Source organism: Heterorhizobium halophytocola, assembly GCF_017873095.1.
Lineage (GTDB): Bacteria > Pseudomonadota > Alphaproteobacteria > Rhizobiales > Rhizobiaceae > Allorhizobium > Allorhizobium halophytocola.
Window position 1 is genome coordinate 57,207 of sequence record NZ_JAGGJU010000002.1, and the last position, 19,288, is coordinate 76,494.

Here is a 19,288-nt window from a genome sequence, read left to right on the forward strand (position 1 = left end):
CTCATGTCTCTTGGAATCAGGACAGTTCGTTCTGGGCGGGGGCCATGCCGCGCTCGGGCGTGTAGTCGCCCGAGACCAGCAAGCGGCGTAAAAGCTTGCCGACAGGCGATTTTGGGATCTCTTCTACGAAGACGTAGCCGCGCGGCCGGCGAAAATTGGCAAGGCCGGACGCGCGGCAATGGCGGTCGAGGTCGGTCTCGCTCACATTGCCGCTGCGCTTGACGAAGGCCGTGACGACCTTGCCCCAGCGCTCGTCCGGCAGCCCGACGACCGCGACCTCGAGCACGCCCGGATGCAGCGACAGGCAGCTCTCGACCTCGACCGGCGAGACATTCTCGCCGCCCGTGATGATCATGTCGTCCACCCGGCCGGTGACGAAGAGATCACCGTCTTCGTCATAAAATCCGGTGTCGCCGGTGAAGTACCAGCCCTTACGCAGTGCCTTCTGCGTCGCTTCCGGGCGCTTCCAGTAGCCTTCGAAAGCCTCGTCGCCATCCAGAAGCGCGATGATCTGCCCTTCTTCGCCCGGCTGCGCGCGCCCGTCCGGATCGGTGGCGTCGAGCGGGATGACGCGGATCATCTGGTTGAGGCCGGAGCGGCCGGCCGAGCCCGGCTTGACGGCCGCGGTCTGGTCGATGGTGAAGGTGTAGATCTCGGATGATCCGTAGTGATTGACGAAGAGATCCGGCTCGAACTCGGCATTCAACTTCTTCATCAGACCGTCGGTCATCGACGCTCCGGCAAAGCCCAGCTTTTTCACTGAGGCCACCTGTTTGCGGCTGAAGGCCTCGTCATGGACGATGTCGTGATAGAGGGTCGGCACGAGATAAAGATTGGTCACCTTGCGCGCCTCGATCGCGGCCAGCGCCACCGGCACGCTGAAGCGCGGCAGGCAGACGAAGGTTCCGCCGATCAGTGCCGTTGCCAGCAGCGAACGCACGCCCATCGTATGGTAAAGCGGCATGACACCGAGCGTCCGCTCGCCGCGGCCATAAAGGTTTTGCGCCACGTGGGCGACCGCTGCCGCCCGCTCGGCCTGATGGCGACGCGGCACGCCCTTGGGGGCCGAGGTGGTGCCGGACGTGTAGAGCATCAGCGACCAGTCGTCGGCTTTCGCCCGCGGCTGCGCCTCGTCTGCTGCCAGCCCCAGAAGATCCGTCAGCGAGCGGGCGCCGTCCGACGCCTCGCCGGCGATCAGGCGCGGCAGCGACAGAGCCTCTTCGGTGGCGCCGACCGCCTCGGCCGAGGCGGCCTCGTAGACCAGCGCCTTCGCCTCGCTATCCGTCAGCATATAGGCCAGTTCATCCGGCTTGGACCGCCAGTTGACGGGGGTGACGATGATGCCCGCAAGCTGGCAGGCCCAGTGCAGGGTCGCGTTCTCCCAGCGGTTCTGCATCAGCGTCAGCAAATGATCGCCGGGTTTCAGGCCCATGTCGTCCAGCGCCGAAACGGCAGCGGATACCCGCGCAAACCATTCCCGGTAAGTGAGCTCCAGTGCGCCATCGGTGATCGCCAGCGCATGCGGGTCGCGTTCGATGGCGGCCAGCAGGCTCGTGCCCAGATCAAGCATGTTCATTCTCCTCCCTGAGACGGTCGCGCGCCGTCATTGCGGCGCGCAAGATCGGTGCGTAGCCGGTGCAGCGGCAGAGATGCCCGGACAACTGGTCCTTGATCACGGCCTCCGAGGCATACGGATCGCGGCGAAACAGAGCATCGAGCGACATCAGGATGCCCGCCGTGCAGAACCCGCATTGCAGGGCGAAATGCTCCTGGAAGGCCTGCTGCAGAATGGAAAGCCGGCCCGGCGCGATCGCCAGTCCCTCGACGGTGCGCACCGCGGCGCCTTCGATCTGCCCTGCCAGACACAGGCAGGCACGGGCGGCCTCGCCGTCGATCTGCACGGTGCAGGCGCCGCAGACGCCGTGCTCGCAGCCGACATGGGTGCCGGTTTCGCCAAGTTCGTGCCGCAGCAGGTCGGTCAGCAGCATGCGGGGCTCCGCCCGCGTCTCGCGTTCCCGGCCATTGAGGGTGAAGCGGACGGGATGGGTGGTGGATGCGCTCAGCTTCGGCATCGGACGGCCTCCTCCATGGTGTCGCGCCCGAGCCGGCGCACCAGATCGCGGCGATAGCGCGCCGAGGCATGCAGGTCGTCGCGGGCACCCAGTTGCCAGGCAAATTCGTTCAGCGCCTCGTCGAAGGCGGCATCGTCCGGCGCCGGCAGTTCGACGGCACGCGGCACGTCGGCGACGCCCCCGACCGCCAGGCGATGACCTCCGTCGGGGGTGGCGATGGCAGCAGAGGCGACAATGGCGAAATCGCCGTGACGACGCGCGACCTCGCGAAAACCGACACCGGTTCCAGCCGCTGTTACCGGCAGAGCAACGGCCTCGATCATCTCGTCAGGCCCGACAGCTGTTGCCATCATGCCGAGGAAGAAATCCGCGGCAGGCACGGCACGACGCTTGCGCCGTGAGCGCAGCCGGATCTCGGCATCGAGGGTCAGACAGGCGAGCGCCAGTTCGGCGCTTGGATCGGCATGGGCAAGCGAGCCGCACACCGTGCCGCGGCTGCGGCTCTGGGCATGGCCGACATAGGGCAGCATGGCGGCGACCAGCGGCAGGTTCTGCTTCAGGTCCGGCCAGCGCATCAGGTCGGCCTGCCGGACCCCGGCACCGATCACTACCTTGTTCCTACGCACCTCGATTGCCGAGAGCGCATCGATCCGCATGATGTCGACCAGCACCTGCGGCCGCGAAAGGCGCATGTTCAGCATCGCGACCAGGGACTGGCCACCCGCAAGGATGCGGGCTTCATCGCCGATATCGGCAAGGGTCGAGAGGGCTTCATCGAGCGTGTCGGCGCGGACGAAGTCGAAGGGGGCGGGTTTCATGTGCGCCTCCCGAACAGCTGTTGCAACCAGCCGGGCAATCGGCTGTCGGTGCTGTTGCCGCCGCCGGCGTGACCGGCAAGCGCCTTGAAGAACTGGCCGATCACCACCTTTGCAGCACCGTCGAGCAGGCGGCCGCCAACCGAGGCCACCTTGCCGCCGATCGCCGCTTCATAGGTGTAGGAAACCCGGGTCCTGCCCTCGCCGAGATCTTCCAGGGTGATCCGCCCCTGCCCTTCGCCGAAGCCGAGGGCACCTTCCGTGCCGCCGCTTAGGGTCACGCTTTCCGGCGCGTTGAGATCAGAGAGCTCGATTTCCGCCCGGTAGCGGCCCTTGACCGGCCCGACGCCGAGCGTGACGTCGGCGCGGAAATGGGTGTCGGTAACCTTCTCGACGCCGTGTGCGCCCGGAATGATCGTCTCCAGCGTCTTCGGATCGAGCAGCATCTTCCAGACCGTCTCGCGGTCAGCAACGACTTCGGCGGCGCCCTCGCCCGTCAGCTTCCTCTGGCCGCTGCGAACCGGCATGGCCTCCCGGGCAACCGGCGGGTTCTTCGGCTGCGGTTCGTCACCCGACAGGAGGTCGGCCAGACGCGCCGGCAGCAGCGGCAGGCGAATATCGGCAAAGCCGGTGGCATCGGCCACCGCATTGGCAAGACAGACCGGCGTCGACATGCAATTGCCCTCACCGACCCCCTTGGCGCCCAGCGGGGTGAACGGCGACGGGCTTTCGAAATGCAGGATCTGCGGCTCCGGGACCTCCATGATCGTCGGGATCAGGTAGTCGGCAAGCGTCCCGGACTGGAAGCTGCCATCCTCGCCATAGGCATATTCCTCCAGCAGGGCAGCCCCGACTGCATGGGCAAAACCGCCGCGCACCTGGCCATCGACCATCGCCGGATGCAGGATGGTGCCGCAGTCGTGCATCGTCACGTAGCGATCGATCCGCGTCTCGCCGGTCTTGCGATCGATCTCCACGCCGCAGAAGTCGAAGATGAAGCCGTGGCAGAGCGAGGAATTGACCTCGTCTAGCGCATTCGGTGCAGTCAGTTGCTCCGGCGTCCAGAAGGCGGTCTCGCGGATGGTCTGGTCTACTCCGTCCGGCAGCGTGCCCGGCGCCCAATGGGCGGCGGCTGCAACACGGGCAAAGGACAAAGCGTTGTCCGGATTGCCACGCGCCGCAGCCCTTCCACCGGCAAAGACAACTTCGTCCGGCGGCACATTCAGCTGCGCGGCGGCGACCTGGACGAGCTTGCCGCGGATCCGCTCGGCGGCGATCTTGGCAGCCCCCGCCACGGCTGCGGCAAACCGGCTGGAATAATTGCCCGAGGCAATCGACCAGGCATCGCGACCGGTATCGACATCGGCGACAACCGATATGTCGTCCGGTGCAAGGCCGAGTTCGTCGGCGACGACCTGCGCCAGCACCGTGCGATGACCCTGCCCCTGCGGCACCGAGGCGACCTTGACGGAGACAGCGCCGAGGGGATCGATGCCGATCGTCGCGGTCGCCTGAGCGCCATTCTTGGGGCCGGCCTTCGCCCGCTGGCCCGGCGTCAGCACGGCGGTAATATAGCCCATGTTGGAGACGCTCGGCTCGACCACGCAGGCAAGGCCGATGCCATAGAGACGGCCTTCGGCCCGCATCGCATCGCGGCGGTCGCACAAGGCCTCATAGTTGCCCTCGGCCAGCGCCTTGTCGAGTGCGGCCTGATAGTTGCCGGAATCGAGAAGCGCGCCGGAGGCCGTGCGATAGGGAAAGGCGCCTGCCGGCACCAGGTTGCGCCGCATGACATCGAGCGCATCGAGGCCGAGTTCGACGGCGATCCGCTGGGTCAGGCGCTCGAGCGCGAAATAGACCTGCGGGCCGCCGAAGCCGCGGTTCAGCCCGGTCGGTGTCTTGTTGGTCAGCACCACGCGGTTGCGGATCGCGACATTGTCGATCGCGTAGGCACCGGTCATGTTGCCATGCATTCGATAGAGAGTGGCGGGTTCGGGCGCTCGCAGATGCGCGCCGCAATCCTCGATCTGGTCCCAGTCGAGCGCCGTGATCCGGCCATCGGCCTCGACGGCGGCTTCGATCCGCGTCACCCGGTTGGTCGCTGAGACCGAGGCTGCGAGATGCTCCAGCCGGTCCTCGATCCATTTGACAGGACGTCCGGCCTTGCGCGCGGCAACGGCCATCAGGATCATGTAGGGAAAGACGCCCTGCTTGATGCCGAAACTGCCGCCGGAATCGCGCGGCGTCTTCAGCCGCATGCGGTTTCCCGCAACCTTCAGGGCGCGCGCCACCACCGCATGGATCGAGAACGGCCCCTGAAAGTTGGCATCGATATCGTAGCTGTCCTCGCCGGGATCGTAAGAGGCAATCACGCCATAGGTCTCAATCGGTGTGCAGGAATTGCGCGGATAGGCAATTTCGACACTGACGCGATGCGGCGCCTGGGCAAAGGCCGCCTCGGGATTGCCGTAGCGGAAAGCGCGCTCGTTGATCAGGTTGGAGCCGAGCGACGGGTGCAGGACGCAGGCATCCTTGTCGAGCGCGGCCACCGGATCGACGACCGGCGGCAATGTGTCGTAGGACACCTCGACCAGATCGGCTGCATCCTCCGCAAGATAGCGGCTTTCGCCGACGACGATCGCAACCGGCTCGCCGACATAGCGCACCCGGTCGACGGCGATCGGCCAGCATTCGACATCGGCCTTGACGCCGACAGTCATGCTGCGGGTCATCTCGCAGATGTCGCGGCCGATCAGCACCGCGGCAATTCCGCGACATTTCTCCGCCCTGGAGATATCGATATTGCTGATGGTGGCATGGGCGTGCGGAGAGCGAACAATTGCCGCATGCAGAGTGGCCGGCGTTGTCGGCAGGTCGTCGATATAGCGGCCCTGTCCGGACAAAAGCCCGGCATCCTCGATCCGCTTCACGGACCGTCCGACCCATGGCGACACGGGTTGGTTCATCGTCATAATTCCTCCCGTCCCGCCGCTCTTCCCACGGCAGGTTTTCATCAGAGGAAGAAAATATGCGTGCGGAGTACCGGAGCGCGATACCGCAGAGTCTTGCGACTTACCCTAGCGTCTCAAAATCGCAACCGCGCAGGCTGGATACGGCGCGGTAGGTGCTCGGTGAGGAGCCGGCATGGTCGTGGAAGAAACGGGAGAAATGGGCCGGCACGGAAAACCCCAGCCGTTCCGAGATGGTTGCAAGCGACGCATCGCTGTCGACGATGAAATTGACGGCCTGCTCCAGCCTGACGACATTGAGATAGACGCGTGGGCTGACATGCATCGTGGTCTCGAACAGGCGAAAGAAATGCGCCCTGGACAGACCGATGTCGCGCGCAAGGCGTGTCATGTCGTCAACGCCTGCAGGGTCGGTGCGCATGATCGAGATCGCCTTGCGGACGCGGTGGTCAATGCCGAAGCCGGCGGCCATGCGCAGCGACGGTAGCGCCGCCTGCCATTCGGTAAAGCGCTCGATCACCGCCACCATCAGCTGACCAAGCAGGCGTTCGTGCTCGGCAAGATCGCCGGGATCGCCGACCATCGCCTCGGCAAGGCGGCGTGCCTTCTGCCGGATGCCCGGGGACACGGTACCGACATTGCTTCGGAAAAAGCCCGGGCCGGAACTCGCCTGCCAATTGGCCCTGAAGGCACCCAGCCAGTCCGGTTCGATATAGAGTGCCAGGATGATCGTCGCAGGCTGGCCCACATAGTGAGCATATGAGTGCGGCTCCCAGGCATTGATCAACACGGCCTGCTCGTCGGTCAGCGCGACGATGCGGTCACCGACACTGAACTGCGTGTCGGCGCCCTCGACCTTCAGCAGCATATGACAATGCGGATGGGCGTGGCGCACGAGGGATCGATCCATGTCGAGCAGAGCGACCCGGCCAAACGTTCCTCTCGCTAGTCTCAGCGCATTCGACATTTACCAGTACATATCGCCAGTAAAGAAGGAATCCAATCATGCGCTGCGTCAATTGCACATTCACCCGACCACTCGGGCAACCAGTCAAGGCGATGCCACCAAAATATCCGTACGAACGGGCCTATCTGCCGGTGAACCGGGTGGAAGACAGCTGCATCTAAGGCGCCGGGACGGATAGGTCACCATTTGGTAGGGTGAGTGCTCCTGTCACGGCAAAGAAACATCTTTTTCTCCGCAACTTCATGCCGGATGCAGGCCCGGGGACGGAAATCACAGCCTCGTCCAGCTGCCCGATGTCACCTGGCGCGCGGCCATGAATAAAGGCTGTCGCATCTCTCGGCCTTGTCGCCAGTGTAGACGCGTTTGCCGCCTCAAGGCCCTCGGTTCTGAGGCCAGTCTCAAAGCCGAGCCGCTCCATCAGGACCTGCACCTTCATCGTATCGACATTGCCTTTTGCACCGGGAGCATAAGGACATCCGCCGAGGCCAAAGCTGCTGGCATCTCCGATCGCTGCAACGAGCGCGGTGGCATTCAAGACACCGATCCCAGGTATTGAAGTCAGACGACGCATCGCGCTGTTATGCTTGGCGAGCGCTACGAACTCCGTGGTCAACGTCTCGATCTTCTCGTCGAGCCTTCGCCATTCATCCCGCAATTCCAGGATCAGGCTTCGGATGCGCGGCGACAGGACGTCGTTGTCTCCGGCAATAAGTTTATCAAGACCATTCTCGAACTTCACGCGACCGGCAGCGAATACGACACCTCTTTCCAGAAGAACGGCGCGGAGCTGATTGATCAGGGTCGTGCGCTCAGCAACCAGGCGTGACCGAACCCGGTGCAACGTCTGGATATCAAGTTGCTCCTGGCTCTTCAGATCCACGAACCGCATCGTCGGCCGAGACGCCGCCTCGGCAATTCCTTCGGCATCTCGATCATCATTCTTCTGCGCCTTTATACATAGGGCCTGACATATTCCGGCGACATCAGCCGCACTTCATGACCACCAGCGGCAAAGAGTCGACCCAGATAATGTGCGCCGCAGCAGGCCTCCATCGCGATGACGCAGCGTGGCAGCTTCTCGACAAAATCAATCAATATCTGTCGCCGCATCGTTCGACGCAAAATCACGGCACCCTGGCCGTCAACACCAACGACACTGAAGCTGTTCTTCCCGATGTCGACACCCATTATGGAAATCTGCATGGCCCGGCTCCTTTCCCTTCAAAAGAGAGACATCATACTCGATGTTCTCAGAAGGACGGGCCATCCCATAATCAACACCTTACGGATAGGCTGTAGCTCCATCGGGCTTTCGTGTTACTTTGCGCTCCCAGTGTATGTAGTCTTCGTTCTGGAGTGCCTTTTCATCGATCTCGATGCCCCAGCCCGGACGATCGGGGCGCAACTCCATGTGGCCATCAACCGGCATATAGGGGTCGAGGGCCCATGGGGCATGCACGTGTGGCTTGAACTCGAGCACCTTGAAGTTCGGCTGCGCGGCGCAAAAATGTACATTGACAGCAGTCGCAAGTGGACCCATCGGATTGTGTGGCGCGACCGTCACGTAATGGGCTTCGGCGATAGCTGCAATCCGGCGCATCTCCGAGACGCCGCCGACCACACAGATATCCGGCTGGATGATGTCGGCTCCCCGCGCAGTGAGCAGCGACAGGAATTCGAACCGATTATAGAGTGACTCGCCCGTCGCTAAAGGTACGTTCACCTTCGACTTCAGCTCCGCCCACGCAGGAATATGTTCAGGGCGAATGGGTTCCTCATAGAAATACGGATCATTGGGTGCAATCGCCGCTGCGAGCTGAACCGCCTGATATGGTTCGAAGATCTTCGCATGGGCATCGAAGGCGAATTCGAAATGCGAGGGCGTGATTTCACGGATACGGGCGAACCAGTCACCCGTCTCCTTCACAAGTTCACCCCAGCGCCCGGAATGCAGATCACGGCGGTAGGGGCTGAGCTTGAAGGCGGTATAGCCATATTCCTCGTTCAACTGATGGGTCTGATCCTTGGCGTGTTCCGCATCCGGGGCCGTGTAGACGCCGCAGTAGACACGCACACGATCGCGAACATTGCCGCCAAGCAGCATGTAGACCGGCAAACCGGCTGCCTTGCCGGCGATGTCCCAGAGCGCGTGATCGATGGCGGAGATCGCCGCGAGCCCCACAGCGCCCGGCGGAAAGCGGCATTGCTGGTTGAGTTTCAGCACGAGAAACTCAACCCGTCGCGGATCTTCGCCTTCGATCTGGTGAAACAGATAATCGAACAGAGGCGGCAGCGCCCAATCGGGTCCGTGATTGTAGCACTCGCCCCAACCATCGATACCTTCGCTGGTCTCGATCTTCAAAAGCAGGCGAGGACGATCGTCGACCCGCTGCATGTAGGTCTTGAAACCGGTGATATGCATTGCCCTACTCCGTCACGCCGCACGCGCTTCGGCGGTCACACGATCGACAACGCTCCGAAGGATCACCCTTTCCTCGTCATTGAGCGAAACCACGCCTGGAATACGAACGGGACCGACCTCTGTCCCGAGCATGCCCAGCGCCTCCTTCACCACGGTGACATTGGCACCATTGTTGTACTTCGTGCGAAGTGCCTCGAAGTCGGCAATGCCATCGATCAGGGCTCGCGCCTTGGCGTAGTCTGCGCTCTCCAGTGCCGCATGGATTGCGTGCGAGCGTTCCGGGAATACGTTCACGAGACCAGAGGTGAAGCCGCGTGCGCCCGTGGCATAGAATGCCGGGGCCCAGCCTTCAGCAAGGCCGCAGACCCAAATCGCGGATGCATCGCGCGTCGAGCGAATAATCTCGGCAAGCAGCATCAGATTGGGCGATGCGAACTTGATGCCGGCAATATTGGGGTGAAGCGCCATCTGGCGGAAATCGGAAACGGACAGGCCGTCACTGCGGACATAGGCAATCACGGGCACGCTGCAGAAATCGGCAAGTTCGAGAAAATAGCGCGCCTGATAGGAAGGGCCTGCAAAAGGATCCATCGGATGATGTCCCATGATGGCATCGGCGCCAGCGTCGATGGCATCCGACGCCAGCGATTTCGCATCGCTCAGCGAGCGACCGACTGCAGCGCTTACGAGTGCCTTGCCGTCCGCAGCCTTGATCGTGGTGCGATGAACCAGCCGGATTTCGTCCAGGGTCAGCGTGAAGAACTCGCCGGTATTGCCGGCAGCCATCAGATTGTGAACCTTGGCAGCCGCCATCTGCGTGATCAACGCGTCAAGCTTGACCGTGTCGATTCTCCCATCCGAGCTGTATGGTGTTACCGGAACTCCCGAAATTCCGGTTAGCGCCTTTCTGACGACCTCAAGTTTCTTACTCACGTTACTTTTCCTCTTTATTCCCAAATACGATGGATAGGTAGATGTCGCCGGAACGGACGACGTGATCGCGCATGCAGCGTTCGGCACCATCGGAATTCCTCGCGACAATCGCCTCGGCTATTGCCCGATGCTCTGCGAGCGCTCTCTCCCGTTCGGCCGGATCGGAATGGATGATCCGGCGAATGCTTGCGTCATAGAACTGCTGCCTTTCAATCAGGCGAGCCAGATAGTCGCAGCGCGAGGCCCGATGGATCTGGTCATGGAATGTTTCGTTGAGCGCGATCAGTTCATCGGCATTGCCGGAACTGGTGGCGGCCTCCATGAGCCGGACCGTCGCCTGCAATGCCTGGCACGCGTCATCGGAGATGCGCTTGGCGGCCAGGTGACCGATCATCGACTCCAGCGCGGCGCGCGCCAGGATCATCTCCTCCGCCCAGCCCATGTTGAAGCGTATGATTACGCCGCGCCGAGGCAAGGCCTCCACGAGGCCCTCCGATTCGAGCTGCCGAAGCGCTTCCTTGATCGGCGTTGTGCTGACCCCGAACTGCTCTGCAAGCTGACGCTCATTGATCTTCTCATCCGGGGCAAATTTGCCTCCGATGATTGTTGCGCGGAGGATCCGATGCACATGATCGCGCACCGTGACCTGCACCGACGGGTCGAGCTTTGCGATGCGTTCGCTGGGCTCTGATTGGCCGTGTTCCTGAACCATTGCTGCAAAAATCCTGTTGACGCGCAAATCATGATGTGAGATCTGATATACCAGATTTCACATCGATGTCGATACGAAATTTGCGACTACAAGAAGAGGTTGAGGAGCCTCAACGGAGGAAATTCCCATGCTAAGACGAGAATTCATGGCATTCGCAAGCGGCGTCGCCATTGCTGCAGTCGCGCCCAGTTTCGCGAAGGCTGCAACCCCCAGTGATCAGTTCGTGATTGCTGTGAATATGTCATCCATGCGGGGTCTCGATCCGCACGAGCTTAATCAGCTTGAATCCGCGGAAGTGGTCGCCAATATCTACGAACGCCTGGTCACCCTGCCAGCGGACGACATCTCCAACCCTCAGCCCGGGCTTGCCGAAAGCTGGACCGTTTCGCAAGACGGCAAGACCTTCACCTTCAAGATCCGTTCGGGCGTGGCCTTCCACTCTGGCAATACGCTAACGGCCAAGGACGTCGAATGGTCATTGCGTCGCCTGGTCAAGCTTGGTCTGGCACCCTCGACCGACCTGCGCCAATGGGGTTTCAATGCTGAGAACGTCGACACGTTGATCCGCGCGACGGATGATCAGACGCTGGAGATTGAAACGCCCGAACTGTGGAACGCCGACCTCATCCTGCTGTCGCTCGCAAGCTTCTCGACTTCGGTCCTCGACAGCGCCTTTTTGGCCGACAAGGAAAAGGACGGTGATATGGGGCGCGAGTATCTGCAGACTGCGGATGCGGGTTCCGGCCCCTATTCGCTGCGCACATGGCGTGCGAACGAACTCATGATTGCCGACGCCTACGCGGATTACTGGCAAGGCGCGCCTGCGATGCGCCGCGTCCTGATGCGGCATTTGCCGGAATCGTCCGCGCAGCGCCTGCAGATCGAAGCCGGCGACCTGGATGTTGCAACCCGCCTGTCCTCGACGGATCTGGCAGCACTCGACGCCAAGGATGACGTTACGATCCAGAAGACACCAGGCTTCGGCTTCTACTATCTGGCGCTGAACCAGAAGGATGAGATCCTCTCGAACCCCAAGGTGAGAGAAGCCTTCCGCTACCTCATCGATTATGATGGCCTCGCCAATACGGTCATGAAATATTACGGCATCAAGCAGCAGACGATCATCCCTGCGGGCCTGCCCGGCTCCCTGGACGAAAATCCGTACAAGCTTGATATCGAGAAGGCCAAGCAACTGCTCGCCGAGGCCGGCTACCCGAATGGATTTTCCAAGGTCTACTATGCCACGTCGGTGACGCCCGAATACGAGGTTGCCCAGACCCTGCAGGCCAACGCGGCCAAGGCCGGCATCAAGCTGGACCTTCAAGGTGGAGACCACATCGGCAAATTCCGCGAACGCGCCTTCGAGATCTTTTCGGCACGTTCAGGTGAACGACTGCCCGATCCGCATGCGGTGCTCGCATCCTATGCCACCAACCGTGACAATGCCGACGAAGCGAAGCTGACCGGACTTCTTGCCTGGCGCACGGCCTGGGATGTTCCGGCCGAAATCCAGGAAATGGTCATGGCCGCGGCCCACGAGACCGACAAGGCCAAGCGCACCGAGATCTACGAGAAGATCAATCGCGTCTATCTCGAAGCATCTTCCCCTCTCATCACGTCTTTCCAGCGCACCGACGCAAAGGCCGTGCGCAGCGTAGTGAAGGGTTATGTCGGTCACTCGACCTGGCTCACCCGCTGGGACACCGTGACCAAGGGTGAATAACGGCCTGATAAAGGACGCCAAAATTGACCACCTCCCAAACGACCGTGGCAAAGGGACCGGGCAGCAGCAAACTGCTGGCCGGTTCCCGGAAAATCGCCACTTCCTTCGCCGTGATCCTGACCACGCTCTTCGGTCTGCTGATCATCACCTTCGCGATCGGTCGACTTGTGCCGGCAGACCCCGTCATTGCCGCAATCGGTGACCAGGCGGATCAGGCGACCTATGAGCGGGTCTACAAGGAGATGGGGCTGGACCAGCCGCTCATTGTCCAGTTCGGCACCTACCTGAACAACATCGTTCACCTCGATTTCGGCCAATCGCATATCACCAAGAACCCCGTGGCAAGCGACCTTGCACGCGTCTTCCCGGCGACCATGGAGCTTGCCACGCTGGCGACTTTGATCGGTGCCGGTCTCGGCGTGCCCCTTGGCGTCGTCTCAGCGGTGCGCAAGGGAACCTGGGTCGATCATCTCGGCCGGGTCGTCGGTCTCCTCGGCTATTCGACGCCGATCTTCTGGCTCGGCACGATCGTGATCCTGATCTTCTACGCCAAGTTCGGGCTGATACCCGGCGGCGGGCGCATCGACATCTACAATGAGGGCCTGGTCGAAGGACCAACCGGCTCACTGTTGCTGGATTCGATCCTTGCCGGCGCATGGGAGGTGTTTTTCAGCGCCCTCCACCACGTCGCGGCCCCCGCGATCATCCTCGGCTATGCCGCCATGGCCTATCTCAGCCGCATGAGCCGCAGCTTCATGCTCGAGCAGTTGCGGCAGGAATACATCCTGACGGCGAGGGCCAAAGGCATTAGCCAGCGCTCGGTTGTTTGGCGCCATGCGTTCCGCAACATTCGGGTGCAATTGCTGACGGTCGTGGCCCTGGCCTATTGCGGTCTGCTCGATGGCACGGTTCTGATCGAAACGGTGTTCGCTTGGCCAGGGCTTGGCCAATACCTAACCTCCGCGCTTTTCTTTGCCGACATGAATGCCGTTCTCGGCAGCGTGCTGTTGATCGGCGTGATCTCGATCGCGATCAACCTCTTGTCGGACATCGTCTACCGCTTCATTGACCCGAGGACACGGTAACACCATGACAAAGACCGGATCCCTCGCCTCCCTCCATGCCTGGCTGATCAGCGAGGACTTCACCTCGACCCGTCAGGCAAGACTGCACACCTACTACGTCGCCTGGCTGAACCTCCTGGGCAATCCGCTTGCCCTGCTCGGTCTGGTGATCGTCGTGCTCCTGGTGCTGATCGCAGCACTTGCACCCATCATCACCGTTCATGATCCTTATACACAGGATCTGGGCATGGCCTTGAACGCCCCCTCCCTCGCCCACTGGTTCGGGACAGACGAATTCGGTCGGGACGTGTATGCCCGGCTGATCTATGGTGCCCGTACCACCCTTTACATCAGCATTCTCGTCACGGTCATCGTCGCCCCCATCGGCTTCGTGATCGGCGCCACCGCCGGCTATCTCGGCGGTTGGGTGGATACGGTGCTGATGCGCATCACCGATATCTTCCTGTCCTTCCCGAGCCTTGTCCTGGCACTGGCCTTTTCGGCAAGCCTGGGCCCTGGGATCGAAAATGCCGTCATCGCCATTGCGCTGACCGTCTGGCCGCCGGTTGCACGCCTGGCACGTGCCGAGACGCTGACCTTTCGCAACGCAGATTTCGTGGTGGCCGCGGAACTCCAAGGCGCCAGCATGCTCAGGATCCTGTGGCGCCACATCGTTCCGCTTTGTGCGCCTTCGATCATCGTGCGCCTCACACTCAACATGTCCAGCATCATTCTGACGGCAGCAGGCCTCGGCTTCCTTGGCCTCGGTGCCCAGCCGCCAATGGCCGAATGGGGGGCAATGGCTGCCTCCGGTCGCCAGTATTTGCTGGATGCCTGGTGGCTGACCACAATCCCCGGCATCGCCATCCTGTCCGTCAGCCTTGCATTCAACCTGCTTGGCGATGGCCTCCGAGACATTCTGGATCCCCGCAATGGCTGATACGACACAACCAATCCTGACCGTCGACAACATGTCGGTCGAATTTCCGACCTTATCCGGCGTCGTCAATGCCGTGCGCAATGTCAGCTTCACGATCGGCCGCGAAAAGGTCGGTATCATCGGAGAGTCCGGCTCCGGCAAGAGCACGACCGGCAGGGCGCTGATGCGACTGCAACCGCCGCAGGCTGTGGTACGCGCCGACCACATGCAATTCGAAGACGTGGACCTGCTGCAAGCATCGGAAAAAGAGATGCTCTCGATCCGCGGGCGTCGCATGGCGATGATCCTCCAGGACCCGAAATATTCACTCAATCCGGTGATGAGCGTCGGCGAGCAGATTTCCGAAACCGTGCTGCTGCACGAGAAGGCGACCAGACGGGAAGCAAGGCAGCGCACGCTTGCGATGCTCGAGCGGGTCAAGATCAGGGATCCCGAGCGGGTCTACAACCTTTACCCGCACGAAGTGTCGGGCGGAATGGGACAACGCATCATGATCTCCATGATGCTGATCGCCTCCCCGTCGCTGATCATTGCCGACGAACCGACTTCGGCGCTCGACGTGACGGTGCGCCAGGAGGTTCTCTCCATTCTCGATGAACTGGTGAGCGAACGGAACATCGGGCTTATCTTCATCTCGCACGATCTCAATCTCGTGCGGACCTTCTGTGATCGGGTCATCATCATGTATTCCGGCCAGATCGTCGAGCAGATCGCCGCCAAGGACCTCGACAACGCCCGTCACCCCTATACCAGGGGCTTGCTCAACGCCCTGCCGAGCCTCGACCACCCCCGAGACCGGCTGGAGGTGCTCAAGCGCGATCCCACCTGGCTGGAGGCAGCAGCATGACCATGATCGACATTCGCGACCTCACAGTCTCCTATGGAAAGAATGAAAACGAGATCCAGATCGTCAAGGGCGTCAATTTTCAGGTGGCCGAGGGTGAGAGCTTTGGTCTCGTCGGTGAAAGTGGTTGCGGCAAATCCACCATCCTTGGCGCCGTTGCAGGCAGAAACAAGCAATGGACGGGTCATATGGCGATCGCCGGCGAAGAGATCGGCCGCAAGCGAACCCGGTCGCAGCTTGCGCTCCAGCAGATGGTCTTCCAGGACCCCTTCGGTTCGATCCATCCCCGCCACACGATCGGGCGCACGCTGCTTGAGCCGCTGGAGATCCACGGGATTGGCCAGCGCCAGGAGCGGATCGAGAAGGTTCTGACCGATGTCGGTCTGCCGATTGCTTTCCGCTACCGGTATCCCCATCAGCTGTCCGGCGGTCAAAGACAGCGTGTCGCGATCGCCCGCGCCCTCATTCTGAAACCCCGGATCCTGCTGCTCGACGAACCCACATCGGCATTGGACGTCTCGATCCAGGCCGAAATCCTGAACCTCCTGAAGGATCTCAAGGAACGCGAGAAACTGACCTACATCCTGGTGAGCCACGACCTCGCAGTGGTCGCGCACTTGTGCAACCGTATTGCCGTCATGCAGAACGGGACCTTTGTCGAGATCGTCGATACCAGGCAGTTGATTGAAGGAAACATCACCCACCCCTGCACGCGGATGCTACGAGACGGCAGCCGCGGCTACGTGGCAGCGTGAAACCTGTTTGCGGCGAACTCCCGGGATTTCGGTGAGATAGGATCGCGCGGGTCCACGGCTGAAATCTACCGCGGTTGAACGACGCCGAACTGGAGTTGACTTAGAGGCTGTCCGACAATTGAGTTGAGTGTTCGGGTCGATGATGATTCCAAGACGGTGTTCAAAGCCAGAATGGAAGCGCCATGTGGAACCCGACCACCCGGCGGCAGTATAGTCGCAACCACCCCGATATGAAACCGATCTGACCGTTTCGACGAAGCGACCCAGGTGGTTTTTAAGTTTGGTATCAGGCATAACCCAATATCAAGCGCGCGCGTTATTTAAACAAGACGCATTTCATTTAATTAAGCGACAGACTTAGATAAGGGCACTTAATTAACCCGCTGACATTGAATTCCTGAGATTTGATCCAGGCGGCATGGGCGCCTAATGCGCTGATTAGGCGCCATTAAAAGTGACACGCCCGATACATCCTCTGTTAAAGCTCGCCTCATATTTCCGCTCGCCCTCGGCACTGGTGCCGAGCGAAAAGGAATAAGCATGACCAAAAATGATATTTCATCACGTCATTTCCAGCGAAAGATATCTGAATTCTGCGAGCTGCGTATCGCGCCAATCGCATCCCGGCGGGTGTTGGAGAATATCCGGCCCTACCTGGTCAGTTTGATCATTTACCGAAAATCACCACCGCTCCTGAATGGCCATATCGACTGGACGACGATTGGTCAGGCCTGTAGGCTCGAAGCCGAGTTGACGGCAGAATTGAAAAAGCAACTTCGGCCAGGCCTCGATCCAATCATCCGGTGGCTCGGCGCTCCACCGGCAGCCGAAGGACGACGGCCACCAAAGCCGACAGCTAGCTCGCGCAAAACTGTGCTCGCCAAAAAGGCTGTCTCCACATCCTCGACCAGAAAGCCGCAATGTGCGGCGGCCGACGATCCCTTTGTCCGTGCTGCGTCGACACAGCCTGGACCCGCACCGAAGCCGATTAGCCCATACCCTGAACCATTATTCGAGGCGACAGAGGATCCGGCAAGCTTTCAAGACGCGCTGGCCTATCATATGCGGCGGTTCGGCGACACATATTGGCAGCTCTATCGCGCCGTTGTTCACCTGAACGAGACCTTCGACCAAAAGACGCTGCTTTCTTGGACCCAGGGCGATCGCGTACCCCGATCTGTTGCGAGTTTCGACATCCTCCGCCGCATCGAGCAGCGCTATCGACTTTCGGAGGGATATTTCAAAGAGAAGCTGCCTCATCAGGCGCGTTCGCTTTACGGTCATAATCTCGGTGATGTTAGCCCGGCTGAGCGGCGCAGGATCTCATTGCACCTTCCCGATGACTTCAGCAGTCTGCCTTTCACCAAACGCGAAGAGATCCTCGATTGGGTGCGCCGGGTGATCATTTCCGGATCAACGGAGTATCGTCGCTATCAGGCGGCCGCCAGCAAGCAACGATATGCGATCCGCTTTCCCGGAGTCACCTATGGAGGAAGCTCTTTGTCGCCGAGATCACTGGTATCTGCAGTCGGTGCCAATCAGAATGTAGAGGCCGAGTTTGATGATCCTGACCTGCTCTCCGGCGTCGTCGACGCGCCGCCGCAGCTTGCCATGGAAATGGCAGATCTCATTCGCTTCAAAACCTCCACTCTGACGGCGATCGGATTTCAGCGGAGTGGCGTTTGGGGAGAGGAAACGGCTTCTCAGAAGATCGAGCACCTTGGCCTGATTGATGTTCGGCGCATTGGCCGCGTCACCGAATAGCGCCGTAAAGGGCCACGGTGTTCCACTCAGCCGGCTGAGCTTTGGCCTTTTGATCTTCCCCGGTGTTTGGGACTGGTACCTGCAGTGGCGGGAGCGGCGACGTGGCTTCTATACCAAGTGGGAAGAAGACATGCTGATGGTTGCCCAGGCCCTTTCCCGCGCGGATGTCGGCTGGATACGGCAGCACCCGGAGCTGCTTCAGAATGTCCGACCCATCGCAGGCATGATTGAACAGGACGAAATCGACTTCGCAGCCCGCGACTGGGATGGCGCCTGTGACGCGTTTCATCGACACGCCGCCAATCGATCCAAGGAAATCCAGCGCGTCATGCGTGTCCACCGCGATCCGTTCGAGCCGATCATGTGTGTCCTTGAGGCCGAGAGCCCATTGGCTGAGTATCGCAAAATCACCGACGAGATCCTCGCACGCATGCCGGATGAAAGAAGATATCCACGGCCGGCGGCTGAGGCCGTCAGATCATTCCTGCTGCTTCGGCTTGGCCTGCACCTCGGGCTGCGGCAGAAAAACCTTCGTCAATTGCGTGTTTGTCCGCGCGGACATTGTCCGACATCGGAACGCCGGCTTGAGGACATGAGATGCGGCGAGCTGCGCTGGAGTGATCGCGATAATGGATGGGAGGTCCTTATCCCGTCGGTCGCATTCAAGAACTCCGGCTCATCCTTCCTCGGTCAAAAGCCGTTCCGGTTGATCCTGCCAGACCTGCTCGATCTCTACAAATACCTCGAGGCTTACATCGGCCGCCATCGCGGTGTTCTGCTCGGCGGTGCAAAGGATCCCGGGACGCTGTTCGTAAAAACCGTGAAGACGACCAGCATCGATGCAGCCTACAACTCCACCACCTTCTACGAGGCTTGGCGGACGGTCATTCAACGCTACGGGATATACAATCCCTACACCGGACGCGGTGCAATCAGAGGCTTGCTGCCGCATGGCCCGCATAACTTGCGGGACATTCTTGCGACGCATATTTTGAAGCAGACCGGATCATACGAGCAGGCGAGCTACGCCATTCAGGACACGCCCGATGTCGTCCAGCAGCACTATGGTCGCTTCCTTCCGCAAGACAAGGCCGCGTTAGCTGCCAAGATTCTCAATCAAGTCTGGGAAGCCGCGTAAAGCTGGATGAATGTTCGGCTCGGATGTTGGCCACGACCTACTTCCGAGCTGACCTCGCTGTCTCGCCTTGAGCGGATAAGAACCGACGACCTGCTTATCCCTACGACGTGAAAAGCATTTGAAGGCACACACCTTAGACGCCGTACTGCCTTGCGTATCCGGTCCACTCA

At 60.9% G+C, this 19,288-nt stretch carries 13 protein-coding genes and 2 pseudogenes; 6 read left to right on the forward strand and 9 right to left on the reverse strand.

What is annotated here, in order from left to right; translation table 11 throughout:
- Positions 1-16: 16 nt before the first annotated feature.
- The 9 genes and pseudogenes from J2Z17_RS03555 to J2Z17_RS03595 form a co-directional block, all read right to left on the reverse strand.
- A complete protein-coding gene (locus J2Z17_RS03555) occupies positions 17-1,570 on the reverse strand; it encodes an AMP-binding protein (RefSeq protein WP_209942315.1) in 1,554 nt (517 codons plus the stop codon).
- Entirely contained in the window at positions 1,563-2,072 is a 510-nt protein-coding gene (locus tag J2Z17_RS03560; RefSeq protein ID WP_209942317.1) for a (2Fe-2S)-binding protein, read from the reverse strand. The genes J2Z17_RS03555 and J2Z17_RS03560 overlap by 8 nt, the downstream gene beginning before the upstream one ends.
- Positions 2,060-2,890 (reverse strand): FAD binding domain-containing protein, encoded by an 831-nt coding sequence (locus J2Z17_RS03565; RefSeq protein ID WP_209942319.1) that lies wholly within the window; start codon positions 2,888-2,890, stop codon positions 2,060-2,062. Before J2Z17_RS03565 ends, J2Z17_RS03560 begins: the two co-directional genes overlap by 13 nt.
- A complete protein-coding gene (locus tag J2Z17_RS03570; protein WP_209942321.1) occupies positions 2,887-5,859 on the reverse strand; it encodes a xanthine dehydrogenase family protein molybdopterin-binding subunit in 2,973 nt (990 codons plus the stop codon). Before J2Z17_RS03570 ends, J2Z17_RS03565 begins: the two co-directional genes overlap by 4 nt.
- A gap of 100 nt (positions 5,860-5,959) precedes the next feature.
- Positions 5,960-6,823 (reverse strand): helix-turn-helix transcriptional regulator, encoded by an 864-nt coding sequence (locus J2Z17_RS03575; RefSeq protein ID WP_209942323.1) that lies wholly within the window; start codon positions 6,821-6,823, stop codon positions 5,960-5,962.
- Positions 6,824-7,301: 478 nt separating this feature from the next.
- Positions 7,302-8,026, reverse strand: a pseudogene (locus J2Z17_RS03580) (IS110 family RNA-guided transposase); the annotation flags it as partial.
- A 79-nt stretch (positions 8,027-8,105) separates the two neighbouring features.
- The gene (locus J2Z17_RS03585; protein WP_209942325.1) at positions 8,106-9,245 is read right to left on the reverse strand and encodes a mandelate racemase/muconate lactonizing enzyme family protein; all 1,140 of its coding nucleotides are present in this window, start codon (positions 9,243-9,245) and stop codon (positions 8,106-8,108) included.
- Positions 9,246-9,257: 12 nt separating this feature from the next.
- Entirely contained in the window at positions 9,258-10,178 is a 921-nt protein-coding gene (locus J2Z17_RS03590) for a dihydrodipicolinate synthase family protein (protein ID WP_342454375.1), read from the reverse strand.
- Position 10,179: 1 nt separating this feature from the next.
- On the reverse strand, positions 10,180-10,890 hold the full coding sequence (locus J2Z17_RS03595) for a GntR family transcriptional regulator (RefSeq protein ID WP_209942329.1): 711 nt from the start codon (positions 10,888-10,890) through the stop codon (positions 10,180-10,182).
- 145 nt (positions 10,891-11,035) lie between these two features.
- On the opposite strand from J2Z17_RS03595, the gene J2Z17_RS03600 reads away from it, so the two are divergent.
- From J2Z17_RS03600 to J2Z17_RS03625, 6 genes and pseudogenes are all read left to right on the forward strand, one after another.
- Positions 11,036-12,613 carry an ABC transporter substrate-binding protein gene (locus J2Z17_RS03600; protein ID WP_245223850.1) on the forward strand — a complete coding sequence of 526 codons (1,578 nt, stop codon included), beginning with the start codon at positions 11,036-11,038 and terminating at the stop codon, positions 12,611-12,613.
- A gap of 23 nt (positions 12,614-12,636) precedes the next feature.
- Positions 12,637-13,698, forward strand: a complete 1,062-nt coding sequence (locus J2Z17_RS03605) for an ABC transporter permease (protein WP_377299997.1) — start codon at positions 12,637-12,639, stop codon at positions 13,696-13,698.
- Positions 13,699-13,702: 4 nt separating this feature from the next.
- Positions 13,703-14,617 (forward strand): ABC transporter permease, encoded by a 915-nt coding sequence (locus J2Z17_RS03610; protein WP_209942333.1) that lies wholly within the window; start codon positions 13,703-13,705, stop codon positions 14,615-14,617.
- Complete coding sequence (locus tag J2Z17_RS03615) at positions 14,610-15,464, forward strand: ABC transporter ATP-binding protein (RefSeq protein ID WP_209942335.1); 855 nt, start codon at positions 14,610-14,612, stop codon at positions 15,462-15,464. The genes J2Z17_RS03610 and J2Z17_RS03615 overlap by 8 nt, the downstream gene beginning before the upstream one ends.
- Positions 15,461-16,216 carry an ABC transporter ATP-binding protein gene (locus J2Z17_RS03620; RefSeq protein ID WP_209942337.1) on the forward strand — a complete coding sequence of 252 codons (756 nt, stop codon included), beginning with the start codon at positions 15,461-15,463 and terminating at the stop codon, positions 16,214-16,216. The genes J2Z17_RS03615 and J2Z17_RS03620 overlap by 4 nt, the downstream gene beginning before the upstream one ends.
- Positions 16,217-16,756: 540 nt before the next feature.
- A pseudogene (locus J2Z17_RS03625) lies at positions 16,757-19,118 on the forward strand (hypothetical protein).
- The last annotated feature ends 170 nt before the right edge of the window (positions 19,119-19,288 follow it).